General features: G+C 47.0%; 17 protein-coding genes. 7 read left to right on the top strand and 10 right to left on the bottom strand.

Annotated elements, in window-relative coordinates; genetic code table 11:
- Window positions 1–84 precede the first annotated feature (84 nt).
- On the bottom strand, window positions 85–951 hold the full coding sequence (locus BLU98_RS11165; protein ID WP_092724168.1) for a sigma-70 family RNA polymerase sigma factor: 867 nt from the start codon (window positions 949–951) through the stop codon (window positions 85–87).
- A 315-nt stretch (window positions 952–1,266) separates the two neighbouring features.
- On the opposite strand from BLU98_RS11165, the gene BLU98_RS11160 reads away from it, so the two are divergent.
- The 7 genes from BLU98_RS11160 (at window position 1,267) to BLU98_RS11130 (ending at window position 7,241) form a co-directional block, all read left to right on the top strand.
- Window positions 1,267–1,650 carry an START-like domain-containing protein gene (locus BLU98_RS11160; protein WP_026768092.1) on the top strand — a complete coding sequence of 128 codons (384 nt, stop codon included), beginning with the start codon at window positions 1,267–1,269 and terminating at the stop codon, window positions 1,648–1,650.
- 152 nt (window positions 1,651–1,802) lie between these two features.
- Window positions 1,803–3,251, top strand: a complete 1,449-nt coding sequence (locus BLU98_RS11155; protein WP_092724101.1) for an LptF/LptG family permease — start codon at window positions 1,803–1,805, stop codon at window positions 3,249–3,251.
- Between the two features lie 10 nt (window positions 3,252–3,261).
- Window positions 3,262–3,993: a superoxide dismutase gene (locus BLU98_RS11150; protein ID WP_092724100.1), complete on the top strand. Its 732-nt coding sequence runs from the start codon at window positions 3,262–3,264 to the stop codon at window positions 3,991–3,993.
- Between the two features lie 45 nt (window positions 3,994–4,038).
- A complete protein-coding gene (locus tag BLU98_RS11145) occupies window positions 4,039–4,452 on the top strand; it encodes an OsmC family protein (RefSeq protein WP_037360317.1) in 414 nt (137 codons plus the stop codon).
- Complete coding sequence (locus tag BLU98_RS11140; RefSeq protein WP_092724099.1) at window positions 4,452–5,438, top strand: cation diffusion facilitator family transporter; 987 nt, start codon at window positions 4,452–4,454, stop codon at window positions 5,436–5,438. Before BLU98_RS11145 ends, BLU98_RS11140 begins: the two co-directional genes overlap by 1 nt.
- Before the next feature lie 39 nt (window positions 5,439–5,477).
- Window positions 5,478–6,845 carry a dipeptidase gene (locus BLU98_RS11135; RefSeq protein WP_092724098.1) on the top strand — a complete coding sequence of 456 codons (1,368 nt, stop codon included), beginning with the start codon at window positions 5,478–5,480 and terminating at the stop codon, window positions 6,843–6,845.
- A gap of 6 nt (window positions 6,846–6,851) precedes the next feature.
- The gene (locus tag BLU98_RS11130; protein ID WP_257574915.1) at window positions 6,852–7,241 is read left to right on the top strand and encodes an RNA-binding S4 domain-containing protein; all 390 of its coding nucleotides are present in this window, start codon (window positions 6,852–6,854) and stop codon (window positions 7,239–7,241) included.
- Window positions 7,242–7,246: 5 nt separating this feature from the next.
- On the opposite strand, the gene BLU98_RS11125 is transcribed toward BLU98_RS11130, so the two are convergent.
- From BLU98_RS11125 to BLU98_RS11085, 9 genes are all read right to left on the bottom strand, one after another.
- Entirely contained in the window at window positions 7,247–8,374 is a 1,128-nt protein-coding gene (locus tag BLU98_RS11125; protein ID WP_092724097.1) for an aldose epimerase family protein, read from the bottom strand.
- Between the two features lie 39 nt (window positions 8,375–8,413).
- Window positions 8,414–9,955 carry an alpha-N-arabinofuranosidase gene (locus BLU98_RS11120; protein WP_092724096.1) on the bottom strand — a complete coding sequence of 514 codons (1,542 nt, stop codon included), beginning with the start codon at window positions 9,953–9,955 and terminating at the stop codon, window positions 8,414–8,416.
- A gap of 18 nt (window positions 9,956–9,973) precedes the next feature.
- Window positions 9,974–10,663 carry an NUDIX hydrolase gene (locus BLU98_RS11115; RefSeq protein ID WP_092724095.1) on the bottom strand — a complete coding sequence of 230 codons (690 nt, stop codon included), beginning with the start codon at window positions 10,661–10,663 and terminating at the stop codon, window positions 9,974–9,976.
- Between the two features lie 64 nt (window positions 10,664–10,727).
- Complete coding sequence (locus BLU98_RS11110; protein WP_092724164.1) at window positions 10,728–12,419, bottom strand: sodium:solute symporter family transporter; 1,692 nt, start codon at window positions 12,417–12,419, stop codon at window positions 10,728–10,730.
- 22 nt (window positions 12,420–12,441) lie between these two features.
- Window positions 12,442–13,944, bottom strand: a complete 1,503-nt coding sequence (araA, locus tag BLU98_RS11105; protein WP_092724094.1) for an L-arabinose isomerase — start codon at window positions 13,942–13,944, stop codon at window positions 12,442–12,444.
- Between the two features lie 22 nt (window positions 13,945–13,966).
- Complete coding sequence (locus BLU98_RS11100) at window positions 13,967–15,967, bottom strand: glycoside hydrolase family 127 protein (RefSeq protein WP_092724093.1); 2,001 nt, start codon at window positions 15,965–15,967, stop codon at window positions 13,967–13,969.
- 30 nt (window positions 15,968–15,997) lie between these two features.
- Complete coding sequence (locus BLU98_RS11095) at window positions 15,998–16,693, bottom strand: L-ribulose-5-phosphate 4-epimerase (RefSeq protein ID WP_092724092.1); 696 nt, start codon at window positions 16,691–16,693, stop codon at window positions 15,998–16,000.
- Between the two features lie 11 nt (window positions 16,694–16,704).
- Entirely contained in the window at window positions 16,705–18,381 is a 1,677-nt protein-coding gene (locus tag BLU98_RS11090; RefSeq protein WP_092724162.1) for a ribulokinase, read from the bottom strand.
- 100 nt (window positions 18,382–18,481) lie between these two features.
- Window positions 18,482–19,141 (bottom strand): HAD family hydrolase, encoded by a 660-nt coding sequence (locus BLU98_RS11085; RefSeq protein ID WP_092724091.1) that lies wholly within the window; start codon window positions 19,139–19,141, stop codon window positions 18,482–18,484.
- Window positions 19,142–19,222 lie beyond the last annotated feature (81 nt).

Below are 19,222 nucleotides of genomic sequence, written 5' to 3'. Positions count from 1 at the left end.
ACGCTGGTTTCAATCTTTCACAAATAAAAAATGAACCAATCAGGTTCATCTTAAAAAGAGGTGCAAATATAGTGCGAATCGGGTTTATCCCAGGTATACCTTTAAATGCTTGCAGCGGCTGGTGCTGCGCAGCTTGGTAATGGCTTTGTCCTTGATCTGCCGAACCCTTTCCCGGGTGAGGTTGAACCGCTCGCCGATGTCTTCGAGGCTCAACGGGTGGTCTACCCCTATGCCAAAGAAAAAGCAGACCACATCTTTCTGTCTTTCGGTAAGGGTTTTCAAGCTCCTTTCGATCTCCATCCGCAGGGATTCGTGGTGCACCAGTTTTTCATCTGTTTTCTCTGCATTGGGATTTTCCATCACGTCTATCAGCGTACCATCTTCCCCTTCGGAAAGCGGGGTATCCATGCTCACATGCCGGAAGCCCACACTCATGGTGGCGGCCACTTCTTCCTGGCTGATCTCCAGCATGTCGGCCAGTTCCTGCGACGTGGGTTCGCGTTCGTATTCCTGTTCCAGTTGCTGATATGCTTTGCTGATGCGGTTGGTGAGCCCTACTTTGTTCAAAGGCAACCGCACGATACGGCTCTGCTCGGCCAATGCCTGCAATATGCTTTGCCTGATCCACCATACCGCATAAGAAATGAATTTGAAACCCCTTGTCTCATCAAAACGAAGCGCCGCTTTGATAAGTCCCAGGTTGCCTTCGTTGATGAGGTCGGGTAAAGTGAGCCCCTGGTTCTGGTATTGCTTGGCAACCGATACCACAAAACGCAGGTTCGATTTTACCAGGCGGTCCAGCGCCCGCTGATCTCCATGACGGATGCGCATGGCCAGTTGCACTTCTTCTTCGGGACTGATCAGATCAACCTTCCCTATCTCCTGTAAATATTTCTCCAGGCTCTGGGACTCACGATTGGTGATGGATTTCGTGATTTTTAGCTGACGCATGCTCATAAAAAAGCAAGTTTAAGGTTGTATGGTAGAAGGTTGATTTTGTATAGCGGAAAATGTCCATTATAAACCGCAGACACGCTGCGGGACTCCTTGCGTCACCTATCTAAAGCAATTTAAGTATTTTTTCGATGCGGTCAAAAAAAATATTCATTGCAATAACCTGAAGCACAATGATTTATACTTCATTTGTCAAATAGGGTATTTTTTCGACCCATTGCGGGTCACTGCCGGCCAAAAAAACATTTGGACGGTGTTGATTATTTAATATTATTGCAGACCTGCGATCAAGCTAGGTATAAAGCGAATGTAATGAGCAAGAAGCAACTATTTACTTTGGAATTCCCCGTCAGGTGTTCACCAACAATATTGTATGAGTTTTTAGCTACACCTGCCGGTTTGCAGGAGTGGTTTGCAGATAAAGTAGATGAATGGGAAAATGTATACAGTTTTTCATGGAATGGCGGCACGCCCGATAAGGCAGACGTGCTGGACCTGGAGCAAGACAAATTCATCCGTTTCCACTGGCAGCATACTGATAAAACCGAATATTTCGAATTCAGGATCGAGAAGACCGAGATTTCAAACCAGACCATACTCCTGATCAAGGATTTTGCTGAAAAAGCAGAGATCAAAGACCAGAGCCAGTTATGGGGCTACCAGGTGAAAGAACTGTTTCACCGCCTGGGTGCTTAAGGAGTACCCACCCGTTATCATACCATTCATCCCACAACGGTATATGAGCTGGATTTTATTTCGTTAAATTGACGTGTTGTTGCGTTGATCATCTCTTTCCTTTGGTGAATGCACTATTTTTGTAATCCTTAACGAATAAACTCCGGCTGGATTTGTTTAAAAAGCTCGACATACTCATCATCCGTTCTTTTGTTGGTCCTTTTATTGCCGCTTTCACTATCTCGCTTTTTGTGCTGACCATGCAGTTTTTCTGGCTGTATATCGACGACCTCGTAGGAAAAGGACTCGATTTATTTACAGTGATGAAGCTGATTGGCCTGGTGGCGCTTTTCTGGGTTCCGCTGGCTTTGCCGCTGGCCCTGCTTTTCTCTTCCATCATGACATTCGGCAACCTGGGCGAATCATTCGAATTGGTGGCCATCAAAGCATCCGGTATCCCGCTCCTGCGCTTCATGCGCCCGCTGATCATCATCACCATTTTCATCAGCGGCATTGCTTTTTTATTCGCCAATAATATCATCCCGGTAACACAACTGAAACTATCAGCGCTCAAATACGATATCATCGTTTCCAAACCCGCCATCGATATCAAAGAAGGTGTTTTTTATGATAAGATCGATGGGTATGTGATCAAACTGGGTAAGAAAGAAAAGAACGACAGCATCATACATGATGTGGTGATATTTGAAAGAAGTCCCGGTGGTCTGCAGGATCATATGCTGATCGCCGAAAGCGGCGTCATGCGCGTAACGAAAGACAAGCGCTTCCTGGAATTCATTTTGCGCAATGGTTGGCGTTACCAGGAAAAAGGACAACGGGGCACTACCAACACCGAATTCATCCGAATGGGATTCAAAGAATATAAAAAGATGTTCGACCTCAAAAGCTTCCAGATGAACAAGAGTGGCGACAGCGCTTTTTATGACCCCAAAATGCTCAGTCTTCGGCAACTGAATGGCGTGATCGATTCCCTGCATAACATCGATACTTTTTACAGAAGAAGGACCCGCTACGAGGTCTCACCCTATTTGCGCTTCACCAAATACGAAGACACCGGCTGGGCAAGGATAGACAGTTCCAGGATCAACCGAAAAGCGAAAACATTCAACAGCCTGCTGCCCGATTCGCTGGCATTTTCTGTGTTGCAAAACGCCGGTAGCCAGATCGGCACGCTCAAAGGCAATGTCAATGTATTGGCGAACGATTATACCCAGCGTTACCTTTCACTGCAATTCCATAAAATAGAATGGCACCGGAAATTCACACTGTCCGTTGCCTGCCTGGTATTGTTCCTGATCGGTGCGCCGTTGGGTTCCATCATACGAAAAGGGGGACTGGGTACACCGCTGGTATTTGCGGTGATCTTCTTTGTAAGTTTTCACCTGCTCAACCAGTTTGGTGAAAAATTTGCACGGGCCGGCGAAATGAGTCCCCTGATGGGCATGTGGCTTTCTACCATGGTACTGATACCGGTGGGTATTTTCCTTACGTACAAAGCCATGCGGGATTCACAACTGTTTAACCAGGAGTTTTATTATCGTTTGTTTAGACAGGTGAGGCGTTTTTGGACTAACTTTAAGAATAGAAAAAGTTCAACTTAATATCATCGTTATGAAAAAAAATACTTCGAGCCGTCGCGACTTTATTAAAGTCACCGGCCAAGCTGGCGTTGCAGCAGGTTTATCCATGACCATTCTTCCTTCACTGGTAAAAGCAGAAAACGAATTTCTGGCAGACAGTGCTTTCACACAACATGCGCTCCCTTATGCCTACAATGCACTGGAGCCTGTTATCGATGCCATGACCATGGAAATACATTACAGCAAGCATGCCACCGGTTATGCCAAGAACCTGGCAGAAGCCTGTGCAGCGGAAAAAGTAAACACCAATTCAGAGAAGCTGGAAAACCTTCTGCGGAATATCTCTAAATATTCTACCAAGATGCGTAACAACGGCGGCGGACATTATAACCATGAATTGTTCTGGCAATGCATGAGGCCGGGAACTGCTGCCAAGCCCGAAGGAAACCTGGCAGCAGCCATTGATCGTTCATTCGGTTCTTTCGAAACTTTTAAAACACAGTTCTCCGATGCAGGTAAGAACCGTTTTGGAAGCGGCTGGGCCTGGCTGGTGCAAACACCCGATCATCACCTCGTGGTTACTTCTACTCCCAACCAGGATAATCCCCTGATGGACATCAGTGAAGTAAAAGGAACACCGCTGCTGGGATTGGATGTGTGGGAGCACGCTTATTACCTCAAATACCAGAACAAAAGGCCGGACTATATCAACAACTGGTGGAACCTGGTGAATTGGGATTTTGTTGCGAAAAGAATGATGTAATCGATGGCTCAATGAGATTTAATAAAAACAGAAAGTGTAATACTTATGAGAACGATCACCAAATGGGTGTCGGCACTTGCTTTTGATGCAACGGCAGATACGGGGCATACGGTAAGGATAGACACAGCAGTAGAAAGCGGTGGGTTGGGAAGCGGCATGAACCCCAAGAGAATGTTACTGGGATCGCTGGCAGGTTGCAGCGGCATGGATGTGGTAGACATCCTGCGTAAAATGAAAGTGAACTTCACCAAACTGGAAATAGATACTTCGGCAGAACAAACGGAAGAGCATCCCAAAGTATTCAAGTTTATTAATATGATCTATCGTTGTGATGCGCCCGCCGAAGACATCGATAAAGTGAACCGTGCGGTAGCGCTCTCACACGAAAAATACTGTGGCATCTCGGCTATGCTCTCCAAGCATTGCAAGATCGATTACAAAGTAGAACTGATCGGTTAATGCAAATCGCCAAGCAAAACTATCGCGTACAATTATCGATCACTTTACTCAGTGTGGTATTGTTTGCTGCCAAGATTATTGCGTATCAGTTCACTCAATCCCTGTCAATACTAACCGACGCGCTGGAAAGTATTGTAAACGTGATCGCCGGGTTCATTGGTCTTTACAGCTTATATGTGGCTGCCAAGCCGCGTGATATGGATCATCCTTATGGACATGGCAAAGCAGAATTCGTTTCAGCAGCTGCAGAAGGGGCATTGATCATAGCAGCGGGCATCATGATCGTTTATGAAACTGTGCTCAACATTATCCGGCATAGTCCTTTACAGGAACTCAGCATCGGTTTGTGGCTGGTAGGTGGCACTGCAGTAATCAATTTCATAGCAGGCGGCATTTGCATCAAAATAGGAAAGCAAAACAATTCCCCTGCCCTGCTGGCAAGCGGCAAGCATTTACAGATAGATACTTATTCCACACTGGCTGTCATTGCCGGGCTGTTCCTGATCCTGTTCACCGGGTTTGCCTGGCTCGACAAGCTCATTGCTTTCTTTTTAAGCGTCCTTGTTATTTACAATGGTTACAAAATACTCCGGCGTTCTCTGGCGGGGATCATGGATGAAGCGGATATAGAATTGCTGAACCGTTTCATACGTGTACTGAACGAACACAGGCAGGAAAATTGGATCGACCTGCACAACCTGCGCGTAATCAAATACGGCAGCCTTTTGCATGTGGATTGTCATCTTACCGTTCCCTGGTACCTCAACGTACACGAAGCGCACCGCGAAATAGATGCACTCTCGGCCCTCATCAAACAACAATTCGGTGATGCACTCGAATTAATGGTGCATACCGATGGTTGCCTGCCCTTCAGTTGCAGTATCTGTACCAAGCAGAACTGCTCTGTACGGCAGCATCCCTTCGAACAAAAAGTAGAATGGACCATGAAGAACCTTATTTCCGATCAGAAACACCGATTGGCGTAAATTGCGCTCCATTATTCCATCACTTTAAAACCCAATTGTATGCAGGTTTGGAAAGCGTACCAGGAAAAACACAAAGACCGTTTTCTTGAAGAACTACTCGATCTATTGCGCATACCCAGTGTAAGTGCCCGCAGCGAGCACAAAGGCGATATGATCGCTTGTGCCGAAGCAGTGAAGCAGCGCTTACAGGAAGCCGGTGCCGATAAAGTTGATATATATACTACTGCAGGACACCCTATCGTGTATGCAGAAAAGAACATCGATCCCGCCAAACCCACTGTACTGGTATACGGGCACTACGATGTGCAACCGCCCGATCCGCTGGAACTCTGGCACAGCGGGCCTTTCGAGCCGCTGATCAAAGATGGTAAGATCTATGCGCGCGGTTCCTGCGATGACAAAGGCCAGTTTTACATGCACGTGAAAGCGCTGGAAACCATGGTGCAAACCAATAGCCTGCCATGCAATGTCAAGTTTCTCATTGAAGGCGAAGAAGAAGTGGGTAGTCCCAACCTGGCCACTTTTGTAAAAGCCAACAAAGCATTGCTTAAAGCCGATGTGATACTGATCAGCGATACTTCCATGCTGAGCATGGAAACGCCTTCCATCGATATCGGCGTGCGTGGTCTCAGTTATATTGAAGTGGAAGTAACAGGCCCCAACCGTGACCTGCACAGCGGTGTATACGGCGGCGCTGTAGCCAACCCCATTACCATGCTGGCGAGGATGATCGCTTCCTGCCATGATGAAAATAACCACATTACCATACCTGGTTTTTACGATGATGTGGTAGAAGCCACTCCCGAAGAGCGCGCTAAAATGGCGCAAGCGCCTTTCAGCGAAGAAGCGTATAAAAAAGACCTGGGCATCAACAGCCTGTGGGGCGAAAAAGGATATACGACGAATGAAAGAACGGGTATCCGTCCAACTTTGGAACTGAATGGTATCTGGGGTGGTTATACCGGCGAAGGAGCCAAGACGGTGCTGCCTTCAAAAGCTTATGCCAAAATATCCTGTCGCCTCGTTCCCAACCAGTCGTCTGAGAAAATCACAGAGAAATTATTGAATTATTTCAAGCGCATCGCTCCTGCAGGCGTTACTGTGAAAGCCGAAGAACATCATGGCGGCGAACCTTATATGACGCCCATCGATTCCAATGCATACAAAGCGGCGGCCAAAGCCATTCAAACCACTTTTGGTAAAGAGCCCATACCGGTTCGCGGCGGCGGCAGCATTCCTATTTGCGCCCTTTTTGAAAAAGAACTGGGCATCAAGATCGTATTCATGGGATTTGGTCTCGACAGTGATAACCTGCACAGTCCGAATGAGAAATTCGATGTATTCAATTTCTATAAAGGCATTGAAACCATCCCTTATTTCCACCAGTACTATGGAGAGATGCAATAAATCGCAATGATGGCAACCGCTAAAGAAAAGTTAAGGGTAGATAAATATCTCTGGGCCATCCGTTTGTTCAAAACGCGCAGCCAGGCGGCCGATGCCTGCGATAAAGGGAAAGTGAAATGCCAGGGAACTGCTGTCAAAGCATCCAAAACCGTGACCCTGGGAGATGAATACGAAGTCAAGGCCGAGTCACGCAAATGGGTGATCAAAGTTACCGGCCTGCTCGACCACAGGGTACAATACAGCGAAGCCATACAATATTATGTCGACCTTACGCCTGCCGAAGAGATCGACCGTATAAAATATGAGGCGGCCACCTATCAAACGGGTAAACGTTTGAGTAAGATTGGCCGCCCCACCAAGAAACAACGCAGAGACCTCAACGATTTCCTGGATTGATCTGTTTATTGAAGACTCAATTTGTATCGTGTCAATGAATGATATTGTTTACCCGGCCTCAGAATAGTGCTGGGGAAAGCAGGTTCATTCGGCGAATCGGGGAAATGCTGTGTTTCCAAACAGAGTCCTGTATGCTGGTTGATGGCTTTTCCTGCTGAAGTTTTCAATGTGCCATCAAGGAAGTTACCGGAATAAAATTGCAATCCCGGTTCGGTGGTAAAGACTTCCAGCTTCCTGCCACTGGTTGAATCGGATAAAACTGCCGCCAATGATATAGCCGTATCTTTCTTATTCAACACAAAATTATGGTCATAGCCACCAGGTACCGAAGCAATGCGGGCGCCGATCTTTTCTGCCTGTGTAAAATCGAATGGTGTTCCTTTCACTGCTTTGATCTCGCCTGTAGGTATCAACGTGGTATCTACCGGCGTATAATGATCGGCATCAACCCATAAACGATGATCCAGAATGGTATTGCCCACATCTCCTGTTAAATTGAAATAAGAATGGTTGGTAAGATTCACCGGAGTGGCTTTATCGGTCTCAGCCCAGTATTCAATCTCCAACGCATCATCGTTCGTGTAATGGTAGCGCACTTTTACACGCAGTGTACCGGGATATCCTTCTTCACCGTCTTTGCTTACATAACTCAGCACCAACGCAGGTGTTGAATCATTTTCAGTAACAGCATCCCATACTACTTTATCAAATCCCTTGTTACCACCGTGCAGGTGGTTTTTACCGTTGTTGGTAGCCAAAGTATAAGTAGCGCCATCCAATGTGAACTTACCATTGGCAATGCGATTTCCATAACGGCCAATCAGCGCCCCAAAATATGGCGGATGAGCAAGATAACCGCTTAAGCTATCGTAGCCCAGCACAATACCGGATCTTTTTCCCTGCTTATCGGCACTGGTCCAGGATGTAACGGTGCCGCCATAATTGGTAATCTTTACCTGGTTTCCTTTGCTGTTGGTAAGTGTAAACAGGAATACTTTTTTCCCATCTACTTCTCCAAAATCTACTTTTGTAATGCCCATACCGGCTGAGGTTTTTTGCTCTTGATTTTTGCAGGCCGGAACAGTTGCAGCCAGCAACCCAATGAATAGATAAAATGACAATCGTAGTTTCATTCGTATAAGTTTTAAATGGCTATTGAAAATAAAGATCGGTTATTTCAATGTCAGTACCACCACCGATAAGGGCGGCAGGTTGGCCACCAATTGATCTCCTTCTTTTCGCGCATGACTGAATGGTACCGGCCGGATATTACCCGGTTGATCGAAAGTATTGATATCTGTGAACTTCGCAGCAGTCAATACCTGTCCTTCAACCGTATGCCAGTTCGATCCGCTGATGGTTGTTGTAACAGGAATAGTATGTGCAGCATCAAGGTTCACCAAAGATATATGGATGGCGCCGGTTGAATCAACGGATGCAGATGCATTGACTGCCGGCATTTTCTGGTCTCCATACTGGTAGTCGGGTACATTCAATTGCAACGGCAACAATTTGGCATCCTGGTGCACTTTGTAAAGATCGAATACATGATAAGTAGGCGTGAGCAACATTTTATTGCCCTGCGTCAATACCAGCGATTGTAATACGTTCACCGTTTGTGCCAGGTTCGCCATCCTTACCCTATCGGCATGGTTGTTGAAAATATTGAGCGTGGTACCCGCCACCAATGCATCGCGCAGGCTGTTTTGCTGGTAAAGGAATGCAGGATTACTGTCTGGCTCTACATTCGTCCAGATACCCCATTCATCTACTACCATGGCTACCCGTTTATCGGGATCGTATTTATCCATGATGGTACCGTGACGTGTTACCAGCTCATCCATGAAAAGGCATTTTTTCATGGTAGTGAAATATTCTTTTTCATCGAAGGAAGTGGCAGACCCTTTATCGCTCCATGATTTGGGAACGGTGTAATAATGCAACGACAGTCCCCACATACGCGTACCAACATTTTTCATCAGCACATCGGTCCAGTTATAATCTCCATCACTCGCTCCGCATGCAATTTTTTTCAACCGCGCGTTGGGATAATTCTTGGCGAAGGTTGCATAGCGTTTGTATTCATTCACATAATATTCAGGCGTCATGTTGCCACCGCAGCCCCAGCTCTCATTGCCCACGCCCCAGAAAGAAACATTCCAGGGCTTGTTTCGGCCGTTTTCTTTTCTCAGTGTTGTAAGCGGACTCTGGCCATCGAAATTCAGGTATTCCACCCAGTTGTTCATTTCGCTTACCGTACCGCTTCCTACATTGCCTGTAATATAAGGTTCACAGCCCAGCATGTCGCAAAGCTCCAGGAATTCGTGTGTGCCAAAGCTGTTGTCTTCCGTTACATTGCCCCAGTTGGTATTGATCATGGTGGGGCGTTGTTTGCGCGGACCGATCCCGTCGCGCCAATGGTATTCATCGGCGAAACAGCCGCCGGGCCAGCGCAGGTTGGGTATCTTTATTTTTTTCAGCGCTTCTACAATATCCAAGCGGATACGTCCTTTGTTGGGGATGCTGCTATTCTCTCCTACCCAGAATCCGTCGTAAATACAACGACCCAGGTGTTCGGAAAAATGGCCGTAGATATGCCGGCTGATGGTTACCCTGGGGTCACTGGCATTGATATAGAGTTTTGCCGTTGACTGGGAAAATGAAAAAGAAACCGATAACAGCAGCAGTAATAGTGCTGAAAAAAATGATCTCATACAGTGCGGAGGTTTTATTTATAAAAATTTCAATCCTTCTTTGTCCATCCTTTCGTATTTCTTCTTGTCAAACACATAATAGAATGCCCCTTTCTTCGACGATTCTTTCTCTTTTTCATTCAGCTTATTGAGGATGTTGAACGCAAGTATTTTACGGGTAAAATTCCTTTTGTCCATTTGCCGCTCATAAATCGCTTCATACAGTCCCTGCAATTGTTGCAGCGTGAACTTATCCGGCAACAGCGCAAACCCGATGGGATGCTGTGCTACTTTTTGCTGTAGTCTTTCCTGCGCAAGCCTCATCATTTGTTTGTGATCAAATACCATGGCAGGGATTTTTTTCAGCGGGAACCATTTTGCATTGTGTTCCTGCATCAGCGCTTCATTGTAATCATCGATCTTTATCAATGCGAAATAAGCCACAGAGACCACCCTTCCTCCGGGATCGCGTTTCACATCACCGAAGCAATGCAATTGTTCCATATAGATTGAACTGAGACCGGTTAGCTGGTTCAGTACCCTGCTGGCTGCATCATCTACGCTTTCCATTTGGTTTACAAAGCCGCCCATGAGTGACCATTTGCCCATTTCCGGATCAAATCCTCTCTTGATCATCAACGCTTTCAGCTCTGTTCCATCAAAACCGAAAATGATACAGTCTACCGCTACGAGCAACCTGTCGTAGCTTTTGTATTGAATAATACTCATTTGTTTTCTGTTTAAATCCACAATGGTTTTAGCAAGTGAACATACAGGTTATTATTCAAATTCGCTACCAGAATCGAACATATAATGCCGACAGCAGCAGCAACGTAATCACGATCATTACAACGGTTGCCGGTTTTACCCGGAACATTCCTTTCTCGAACACAAAGGCTTTCGGGTTTACAGCAGGTCCGGCCAGGCTTACCAATACCATGGAAATTACAGTGAACAGGAAAGAGAGTCCCATACAAACGAGGAAAGGAATCTCATATCCACCTTTTCCGTTGGGGAAAGCTGTATAAAACCATGTTTCGGTGCCGAACATCGAAATGGCCATGTGGTTGTTGAAGAACACTGATGCCAAAAAACCTACCAGGATACCAACGATGGCCGCAGCGCCGCTGGTTCTTTTCCAGAACATACCCAGGATAAACATGGCGAAGATACCCGGACTGATGAAGCCAGTATATTTCTGAATAAAAGTAAAGCCTCCTTCACCGCCAATCCCTAACAGATCGCTCCAGGTAAAGAGAATACCCACTACCATTGCGATGATGATGGTAGCCCGTCCTACCCATACCAGTTTGGCTTCACCGGCTTCCTTGTTGAGGTATTTTTTATAAACGTCGAGCGTGAAAATGGTGGAAATGCTATTGGCTTTGCCCGCCAGCGATGCTACGATGGCCGCAGTGAGTGCAGCGATCGAAAGTCCCTTCAATCCATTCGGCAGAAAACCCAGTACGGCTGAATAAGCGCCGTCTTTACTGCCGTTGGCCAATTGCGGAAGGTGTCCGTTCTTATACAGCACATACGCCGCGATACCGGGCAGCATCACGATCACAGGCATCATCAGTTTCAGTAACCCGGCAAACAGGATCCCGGTCCTGGCCGTCTGTAAATTCGCTCCCAGCGCCCTTTGGGTGATGTACTGGTTGCAACCCCAATAGTTCAGGTTAACGATCCATTGTCCGGCAAAATACATGGTAACACCCGGCAGTATGAGGTATTTGCTCACATCCAATTGCGGCGCACCGGGTGCAGGTTTTTTAAAGATCATGTGGAAATGATCCGGTGCATCTTTCATCAGCATCTTGAATCCGGCAAGGGCATCTTTGCCCAGTCCGAATTTCTCACTTACCAATGTCAGCGCCATATAGGTTGTTGCCAATCCTCCAATGATCAAAACGGCTACCTGTATCACATCGGTATAACCGATCACTTTCATACCACCCAGTGTAATGATTACGGCAAACAAAGCCAGTGCAATCATCACCACGTGTAAATATTCTCCGCCCAGCAAACCGTTGATGGCCAAAGCGCCGAGGTAGAGTATGGAAGTGAGGTTTACGAACACATACAAAAAGAGCCAGAATACCGCCATGATCAGCGCCACCGTTCCATTATAGCGGGTAGTAAGGAACTGGGGCATGGTGTATATTTTATTCTTGAGGTATATGGGCATGAACCATACGGCAATAATGATCAGCGCCAGCGCGGCGATCCATTCGTAAGCCGCTACGGCGATGCCGGCAAAAAAACCATCGCCACTCATGCCAATGAACTGTTCGGCAGAAATATTGGAAGCGATGAGTGAAGCGCCAATAGCCCACCAGGTTAATGATCCTTCAGCCAGGAAGAAATCTTTGGTATCGGTAGTAGCTTTCTTTTTGCGGCGATACACCCAATAGCCATAAGAGGCTACGACAATAAAATAGATCACGAAGATCAGTCCGTCTCTAAATTCCAGTTGATGATTCATAAGGAGGCAATCGTTGGTGGTGTTATTGATGATTGAATTGATAATACAGGTCGTTCCATCGCAGTTCATTCTTGAACTGGTGCAATTGGGTTTGCTTGCCGATCAGCGAAAATTCAATGCCCGCCATGTCGGCAAAGTCTTCCAGGTGCTCTGCTGTGAGGTTCTGGCTATAGCAGGTATGGTGAGCGCCTCCCGCGAGTATCCAGGCGGCGCAACCGGTGTACATATCAGGATAAGGTTTCCACAACACCCTTGCTACAGGCAGTTTGGGAAGGGCATGTACCGGCGCTTGCGCTTCCACTTCATTCACCAGCAAGCGGAACCGGTTACCCATATCAATGATCGATGCGTTGAGGGCATTGCCGCCTGCTACATTGAACACAAGCCTTACCGGATCTGCTTTACCGCCAATGCCCAACGGATGGATTTCACAGGAAGGTTTACCATGCGCAATAGAAGAACAGATCTCCAGCATATGCGACCCCAGCACCATGGGATTTTGTTTATCGAGATGATAAGTATAATCTTCCATGAAAGAGTTACCACCAGGTAAGCCGGTTGCCATTACTTTCATGGCGCGTACCAATGCTGCCGTTTTCCAATCGCCTTCGCCACCAAAGCCATAGCCTGCGGCCATCATTCGCTGTGATGCAATGCCCGGCAATTGCACCATGCCGTGCAGGTCTTCAAAAGTATCTGTGAAGCCTTTATAGTTGCCTGCTGTTAAGAAACGACGCAGGCCCAGTTCAATTTTTGCTGCTTCACGGAGAGACGCGTATGCTGCCGCTCCTTTTTGCAAAGCAGGCGCCAGGGTATATGTATCAGCATATTCTTCCAACAGCACATCAATCTCTTTTTCGCCTACTGCGTTGATAACGGCCACCAGGTCGCCGATCCCATGCGTGTTAACGGAATAGCCGAATTTTAATTCCGCTTCTACCTTGTCTCCATCGGTAACAGCAACGAAACGCATATTGTCTCCAAAACGTACAAACCGTGCTCCCTGCCAATCGTGCCAGCCTGCTGCGGCCCTGGCCCATACGTTGATCCTTTCTATCACCTGCTCATCTTTCCAATGACCTACCACTACTTTCCTGCGCAGCCGCATGCGGCTCATGATGAATCCGAATTCGCGGTCGCCGTGTGCCGACTGGTTCAGGTTCATAAAATCCATATCGATCTCATTCCAGGGAATGTCTCTGTTGAATTGGGTATGCAGGTGCAGCACCGGCTTGCGCAATATCTTCAAGCCATTGATCCACATTTTAGCAGGTGAGAAAGTATGCATCCATGCAATGATGCCAATGCATTTTTCAGACTGATTGGCTTCTGCGCAAAGCGCATAAATTTCTTCTGTTGATTTTACCACAGGTTTGAAAACAACAGATACCGGTATGAATGCAGATGCATGTAATGATTGAGCAATCTCTTTTGAATGATCCGCTACTTGCTGCAAAGTAACTTCCCCATATAAATGTTGGCTTCCTGTTACAAACCAAACTTCCAGTCCTTTCAGATTTGTCATTGGTATTCTTTCTTTTGTTGAATTAGTTGATCGTTAAATAGTTTAGTTTTTCAGGGAACCAGAGTGTCATCTCGCCTTTTCCTCTGTTGGCCCATGCATAATAAGGAATGGCTACAAATGGGTTACTTATTGTTGCGGCTTTTTGAGCATTTTCAATCACTACTTTGGATACGGTTCCTTTCAACACCATAACGCCGTTCAGCAAATCCGGCATAAAAACAGGCGAGAATGCAGTACCGGGTGCGAGCAGGATATTATCTGTTTTCCCGGCATTATCCGCCCATTCGGCGCAATACATCAGCGGGCCGCGTTGCAAAGCCACTTTGTCTATATCGTCTTTGATCCGCTGGTCTGCTGTTACCCTTCTTACTTCCATCGGGAGGTCTACCGTGATCACATCTCCTTTCTTCCATTTGCGGTCGATGGAAGCATATCCATTTTCCAATGTGTAGGTGATGGGTATTCCATTTACTTTGATGGTAACCTGGTTAGTGTCGGCACTTTGGAAATGATACAATTCAGAAGGCATGGCCTGGTTCCTGGCCCATCCCGGTATGCGTATCAGGATATCGCCATCCACTGTTTTTTGTGGTTGTATGGTGAATGATAACGCACCCTCCCAGGGATAATTATTTTGCTGTATGATTTGAACAGGTGTATGTCCGATGTTCACCCGGGCGGCGCCGCTGATGAACAGGTTGATGAATAATTTATTGTCTCGTTGCGCATAGATATAGCCGGGAATAGAGGGGATCAGTCTCGCCAGGTTGGTAGGACAACAAGAGCATTCAAACCAGCCGGATCGTTCTTCTTCAAGTCCCATGGGATTGTCATGCCCTTTTACCTGCATGGCATTGGTATAAAAGAAAGATTTTCCATCGAGACCAATGCCTGATATGAGTCCGTTGTACAATGTCTTTTCAAGTATATCTATATACTTCGAATCGCCATGCAGCAGGAACATGCGCTGGTTCCAATATACATTGGCAATAGCGGCGCAGGTTTCATTGTACGCAGTGGCATTGGGCAGTTCATAATTATTGCCAAAACGTTCTCCATCGCCGCGCGCACCGATGCTTCCCTGCACATACATTTTTTTACTTACGGTATTCTCCCATATCCTGTCAATCGCATGCAATAAGGCAGTATCATTGGTGAGTGCGGCCACATCTGCCACTGCTGAATAAAGGTATCCTGCCCTCACAGCATGGCCTTCCGCTTCCTGCTGTTGTACAAGCGGCTTATCATCCTGCCAGTAAGCGCCGTTCTTCCAGGGGTCTGTGCTTTTTGTATCGTAGCCTGTATAATGGCCTCTTTCTTCTATGAAAAATTTGGCAGTATTCAAATAGGCCTGCTTGCCTGTGAGGCGGTATAATTTTACCAATCCCATTTCCACGATTTCATGACCGGGTGCAACATGTTTTTTATCCGGACCGAAAACAGAACAAACCAGGTCGGCATTCTTCAAAGCGATGTCCAACAGGTTTCTTTTTTTAGTAGCCGTATAATGCGCCGCTGCCGCTTCGTATAAATGGCCGGCATTGTACAATTCATGACTCAACTCTCTTTCTTTTTCCCACCGTTCCTTGCCGGCCCAACTGTGTGCTGCCGCCGGATTGATGGTGCGGGCTGTATACAAATACCCGTCGGGCTCCTGCGCGTCTTTGATGATGTGGATGAGCGAATCAACATAAGCATCCAGCTTAGGATCAGGATGCACAGCCAGCGAAAACGAGGCGCCTTCTATCGTTTTATAAATATCCGTATCGTCGAACGGATAAGTCGTGCAGAATTTGCCATTTTTCTGTGCTGCCATCACAAAATTCTTCACACGCCCGGTGCTCTCACAACGCGCAAAAGAAGCCGGGATGGTAACTGTTCTGTTGGTTTCGATACGGGGTAACCAAAACCTGTCGGTCAGTTTTACCTGTGTAAAATCAACCGCCTGGATGGGGTAATCTTTTTGCTGCGCCATAACGGCAACAGATGAAAGCATGCAACATGATACAATGAACTGTTTCATAGTTGGTGTTTTTTATTTGAACAACCGGTTTTATTGTCCGTAATAACTATCCGGTCCGTGTTTCCGTTCAAAATGTTTTTTGATCAATGCGTCTTTCAGCCTGGGTGCATCCTGCCTGATCTGTTCTGTCAGGTATGCCATTTGCGCAACGCTTTCCAGCACCGCACTATTATAAACGGCTTTCTCTGCCGTCTTGCCCCAGGTAAAAGGTGCATGGTTGCCTACCAATATCATTTCCATTTCCTGGTAACTCAGTTTTTTTTTTCGCAGGCAATCCATGATCTGGAAGCCGGTCTGGTATTCATAATCGCCCTTGATCATCTCATCGCTCATAGGCGGTGCGCAAGGAATATCTGCAACGTTGTGATCGGCGTGCGTGGTACCATAAATAGGTATATCGCGCAAGCTCTGTGCCCATGCAGTAGCATAAGTAGAATGCGTATGCACAATGCCGCCAATGGCATCCCAGTGTTTATAAAGCACCGCATGCGTTTTGGTATCTGATGAAGGCCTGAGTGTACCTGCCACTACATTTGCATCAAAGTCTACGATGACCATTTTTTCGGGCGACAATTCTTCGTAGGGCACACCGCTTGGTTTGATGGCGAAAACACCCAGGTTCCTGTCTACAGCACTCACGTTGCCGAATGTAAACAGCACCAGTCCTAACTTAGGCAGTTGCATGTTAGCTTCATAGGCCGCTTGCTGTATGTATTCGTATTTCATGGTTGTATTATTCAGTTATTGCGCGCTTCTAAAAAAGTACCCAATTGTTTGTATTGAAGATAGCGTTTGGCATATACACTGCTCCTCGATGGGTCGGGGTGATAGGTAGTATCAAATCCTTGCCCCATTGCATACATCGCTTCTTCTACTGTTGGATACAATCCTGCCGCAGTAGCCGCAAACATCGCAGCGCCAATCGCACAGGTCTGTTCTGTTTTATGAATACGGATGGGCATGTTCATCACATCCGCCATTACCTGCATAATATACGGCGATTTTTTAGCAACACCTCCCAGGCCAATCAGTCCTTTTACCGGGATACCTTCTTCCACAAACCGGTCAGTAATGGCTTTGGCGCCGAAACAGGTTCCTTCTACCAGTGCTTTGAATAAGTGAGGCGCTCCTGTACCCAGGTTCATACCACTGACAGCCGCAGTCAACAGTTGGTTGGCATCAGGTGTTCTTCTTCCATTGAGCCAATCCACCGCCAGCTCATCCGATGCATCAAGCGGTAGCCTGGCGGCTTCGTTCGATAAATTGGTGATCATCCGATCGCTTATCTCATTTCTCAAAGCTGCGGCCGTTGCCGCATCGATCAGTGAAGAAGTATGCAGTTGCTGCAATGGCCAGGAGAGTAATGTTTTGTACCAGGCATAAGCATCACCGAATGCCGACTGGCCCGCTTCCATGCCCATCATACCCGGAATAATGGAACCAGGTACCTGGCCACAAATACCACGCACTAATTTACCTTTCATTTCATCTACGGGCGCTACCAGCATATCGCAGGTGGAGGTTCCCATCACTTTGCTCAGGTAATAGGGTTCGATCTGTCCGCCTACTGCTCCCATGTGACAATCGAATGCACCGATGCCCACTACTACGTCGCTAGAGAGGCCCCATTTTTCTGCCCAGCGCTTACCCAGGTAACCGGCCGGCTCCGCAGAAGTGTACGTACGATCGAACAAGCGGGCAGTAAATCCGTCGAGTCTTGTATCCAAAGAAGAAAAGAAATCATTGGGGGGCAATCCGCCAAATTCAGTTGCCCATAAAGATTTATGTCCTGCTGCACACACACCACGTTTGAGTGCATGTACATCGTTGCCACCGGTCAATACAAAAGGTATCCAGTCGCAATGCTCTACCCAGGAGTAACAAGCTTTCGCCACCGCTTCATCTGCACGCAATACATGCAGCAGTTTGGCCCAGAACCATTCGCTGCTGTAAATGCCGCCTACAAACTGTAAATAGTTGGTAGCCTGTGTTGCCGCATGCGCATTGATCTGTGATGCTTCGAGTGTAGCGGTATGATCTTTCCACAACACAAACATGGCATTCGGGTTTTCTTCAAAGCCTGGCAAAAGCGCCAGGGGAACACCCTGCCGGTCTACCGCTACGGGCGTAGATCCGGTAGTATCTACAGCAATGCCTTTAATGCCTTTCGCCACGGCGGGTCCGGCCTGTTTCAGGCAGTCGCCGATGGTGTATTCCAATCCTTCCAAATAATCCAATGGATGCTGACGGAACCTGTTCTCTTCCGGGTTGCAATAAAGTCCGTCTTTCCAGCGCGGGTAATAAAACAAAGCAGCAGCCACTTCCCTTCCGTCTCCTGCATCGATGATCACGGAACGTACAGAGTCTGTTCCGAAATCAACGCCTATCACATACGATTGATCTGTTCTTTTCAATGTCAAGCAATTAAATGAGCCACAATGTACACTCTTTTTTAAATAAGTGTATTTTATACCTTTATTTATTTGACATTAAAAAAATGCATCAGCGATGCGCTCAATTCCGGTGCTGGAAAAGGCCTTCCAGTTGCCCGTCGTTATAGTCCTGCACGAAAAACAGTATCTCCGGCAGGTGACTGAAGGCCTCCGGTTCATGGAAGCTGGTGATCACCACCGATTGCATGCCGGCCCTTTCAGCGGCCTCCACACCTTTGGTAGCGTCTTCGAACACCAGGCAGTCGCCATGGGCCACCCCCAACTGATCGGCGCATTTGGTAAAAGTTTCCGGGTCAGGCTTGCTGATCTGCACATCATCGGCGCTCACGATGGCATCGAAATAATGACGAATGCCCAGTCCGTCGAGCACAAAATCAATATTGAAAGTAATCGCTGCAGAACCGATACCCATCTTGATCCCTTCCTGCTTCGCCTTTTCCATAAAGGCTGCCAGTCCGGGCAACAATTTCAAATGAGGCTTATATGCCTGCTGGTAAGCTATTTCTTTGTCGCGGCTCATCTTTTGTTTTTCTTCATCGGAAAACCTCCCCGGAAATATCCTTTCGAGCAGTTCTTCATTCTTCCCATAACATTGCTCCTTTACTTCTTCCAGGCTTAGGTTGGCGCCCATTTCATTTACAATTTTATGCCAGGCGATCACGTGGTACTGCATATCGTCGACCATGGTCCCGTTCATATCAAACAAAAAAGCCTTTTTCATTAAATGCATATTATTTTACAAGTGATAAAATCAACACAGGCGGGCAATCGGGTAGCAAAGGTACTATTACCGGGTAATTAA

This window comes from Hydrobacter penzbergensis, from assembly GCF_900106985.1.
GTDB lineage: Bacteria > Bacteroidota > Bacteroidia > Chitinophagales > Chitinophagaceae > Sediminibacterium > Sediminibacterium magnilacihabitans.
This window is presented reverse-complemented; position numbering and strand designations above follow the sequence as displayed.

Bases quoted from the DNA above. Each gene is read 5' to 3' on its own strand.
- BLU98_RS11165 (WP_092724168.1), bottom strand. From the start codon at position 951: ATGCGTCAGCTAAAAATCACGAAATCCATCACCAATCGTGAGTCCCAG.
- BLU98_RS11160 (WP_026768092.1), top strand. From the start codon at position 1,267: ATGAGCAAGAAGCAACTATTTACTTTGGAATTCCCCGTCAGGTGTTCA.
- BLU98_RS11150 (WP_092724100.1), top strand. From the start codon at position 3,262: ATGAAAAAAAATACTTCGAGCCGTCGCGACTTTATTAAAGTCACCGGC.
- BLU98_RS11145 (WP_037360317.1), top strand. From the start codon at position 4,039: ATGAGAACGATCACCAAATGGGTGTCGGCACTTGCTTTTGATGCAACG.
- BLU98_RS11140 (WP_092724099.1), top strand. From the start codon at position 4,452: ATGCAAATCGCCAAGCAAAACTATCGCGTACAATTATCGATCACTTTA.
- BLU98_RS11135 (WP_092724098.1), top strand. From the start codon at position 5,478: ATGCAGGTTTGGAAAGCGTACCAGGAAAAACACAAAGACCGTTTTCTT.
- BLU98_RS11130 (WP_257574915.1), top strand. From the start codon at position 6,852: ATGATGGCAACCGCTAAAGAAAAGTTAAGGGTAGATAAATATCTCTGG.
- BLU98_RS11125 (WP_092724097.1), bottom strand. From the start codon at position 8,374: ATGAAACTACGATTGTCATTTTATCTATTCATTGGGTTGCTGGCTGCA.
- BLU98_RS11120 (WP_092724096.1), bottom strand. From the start codon at position 9,955: ATGAGATCATTTTTTTCAGCACTATTACTGCTGCTGTTATCGGTTTCT.
- BLU98_RS11115 (WP_092724095.1), bottom strand. From the start codon at position 10,663: ATGAGTATTATTCAATACAAAAGCTACGACAGGTTGCTCGTAGCGGTA.
- BLU98_RS11110 (WP_092724164.1), bottom strand. From the start codon at position 12,419: ATGAATCATCAACTGGAATTTAGAGACGGACTGATCTTCGTGATCTAT.
- araA (WP_092724094.1), bottom strand. From the start codon at position 13,944: ATGACAAATCTGAAAGGACTGGAAGTTTGGTTTGTAACAGGAAGCCAA.
- BLU98_RS11100 (WP_092724093.1), bottom strand. From the start codon at position 15,967: ATGAAACAGTTCATTGTATCATGTTGCATGCTTTCATCTGTTGCCGTT.
- BLU98_RS11095 (WP_092724092.1), bottom strand. From the start codon at position 16,693: ATGAAATACGAATACATACAGCAAGCGGCCTATGAAGCTAACATGCAA.
- BLU98_RS11085 (WP_092724091.1), bottom strand. From the start codon at position 19,141: ATGAAAAAGGCTTTTTTGTTTGATATGAACGGGACCATGGTCGACGAT.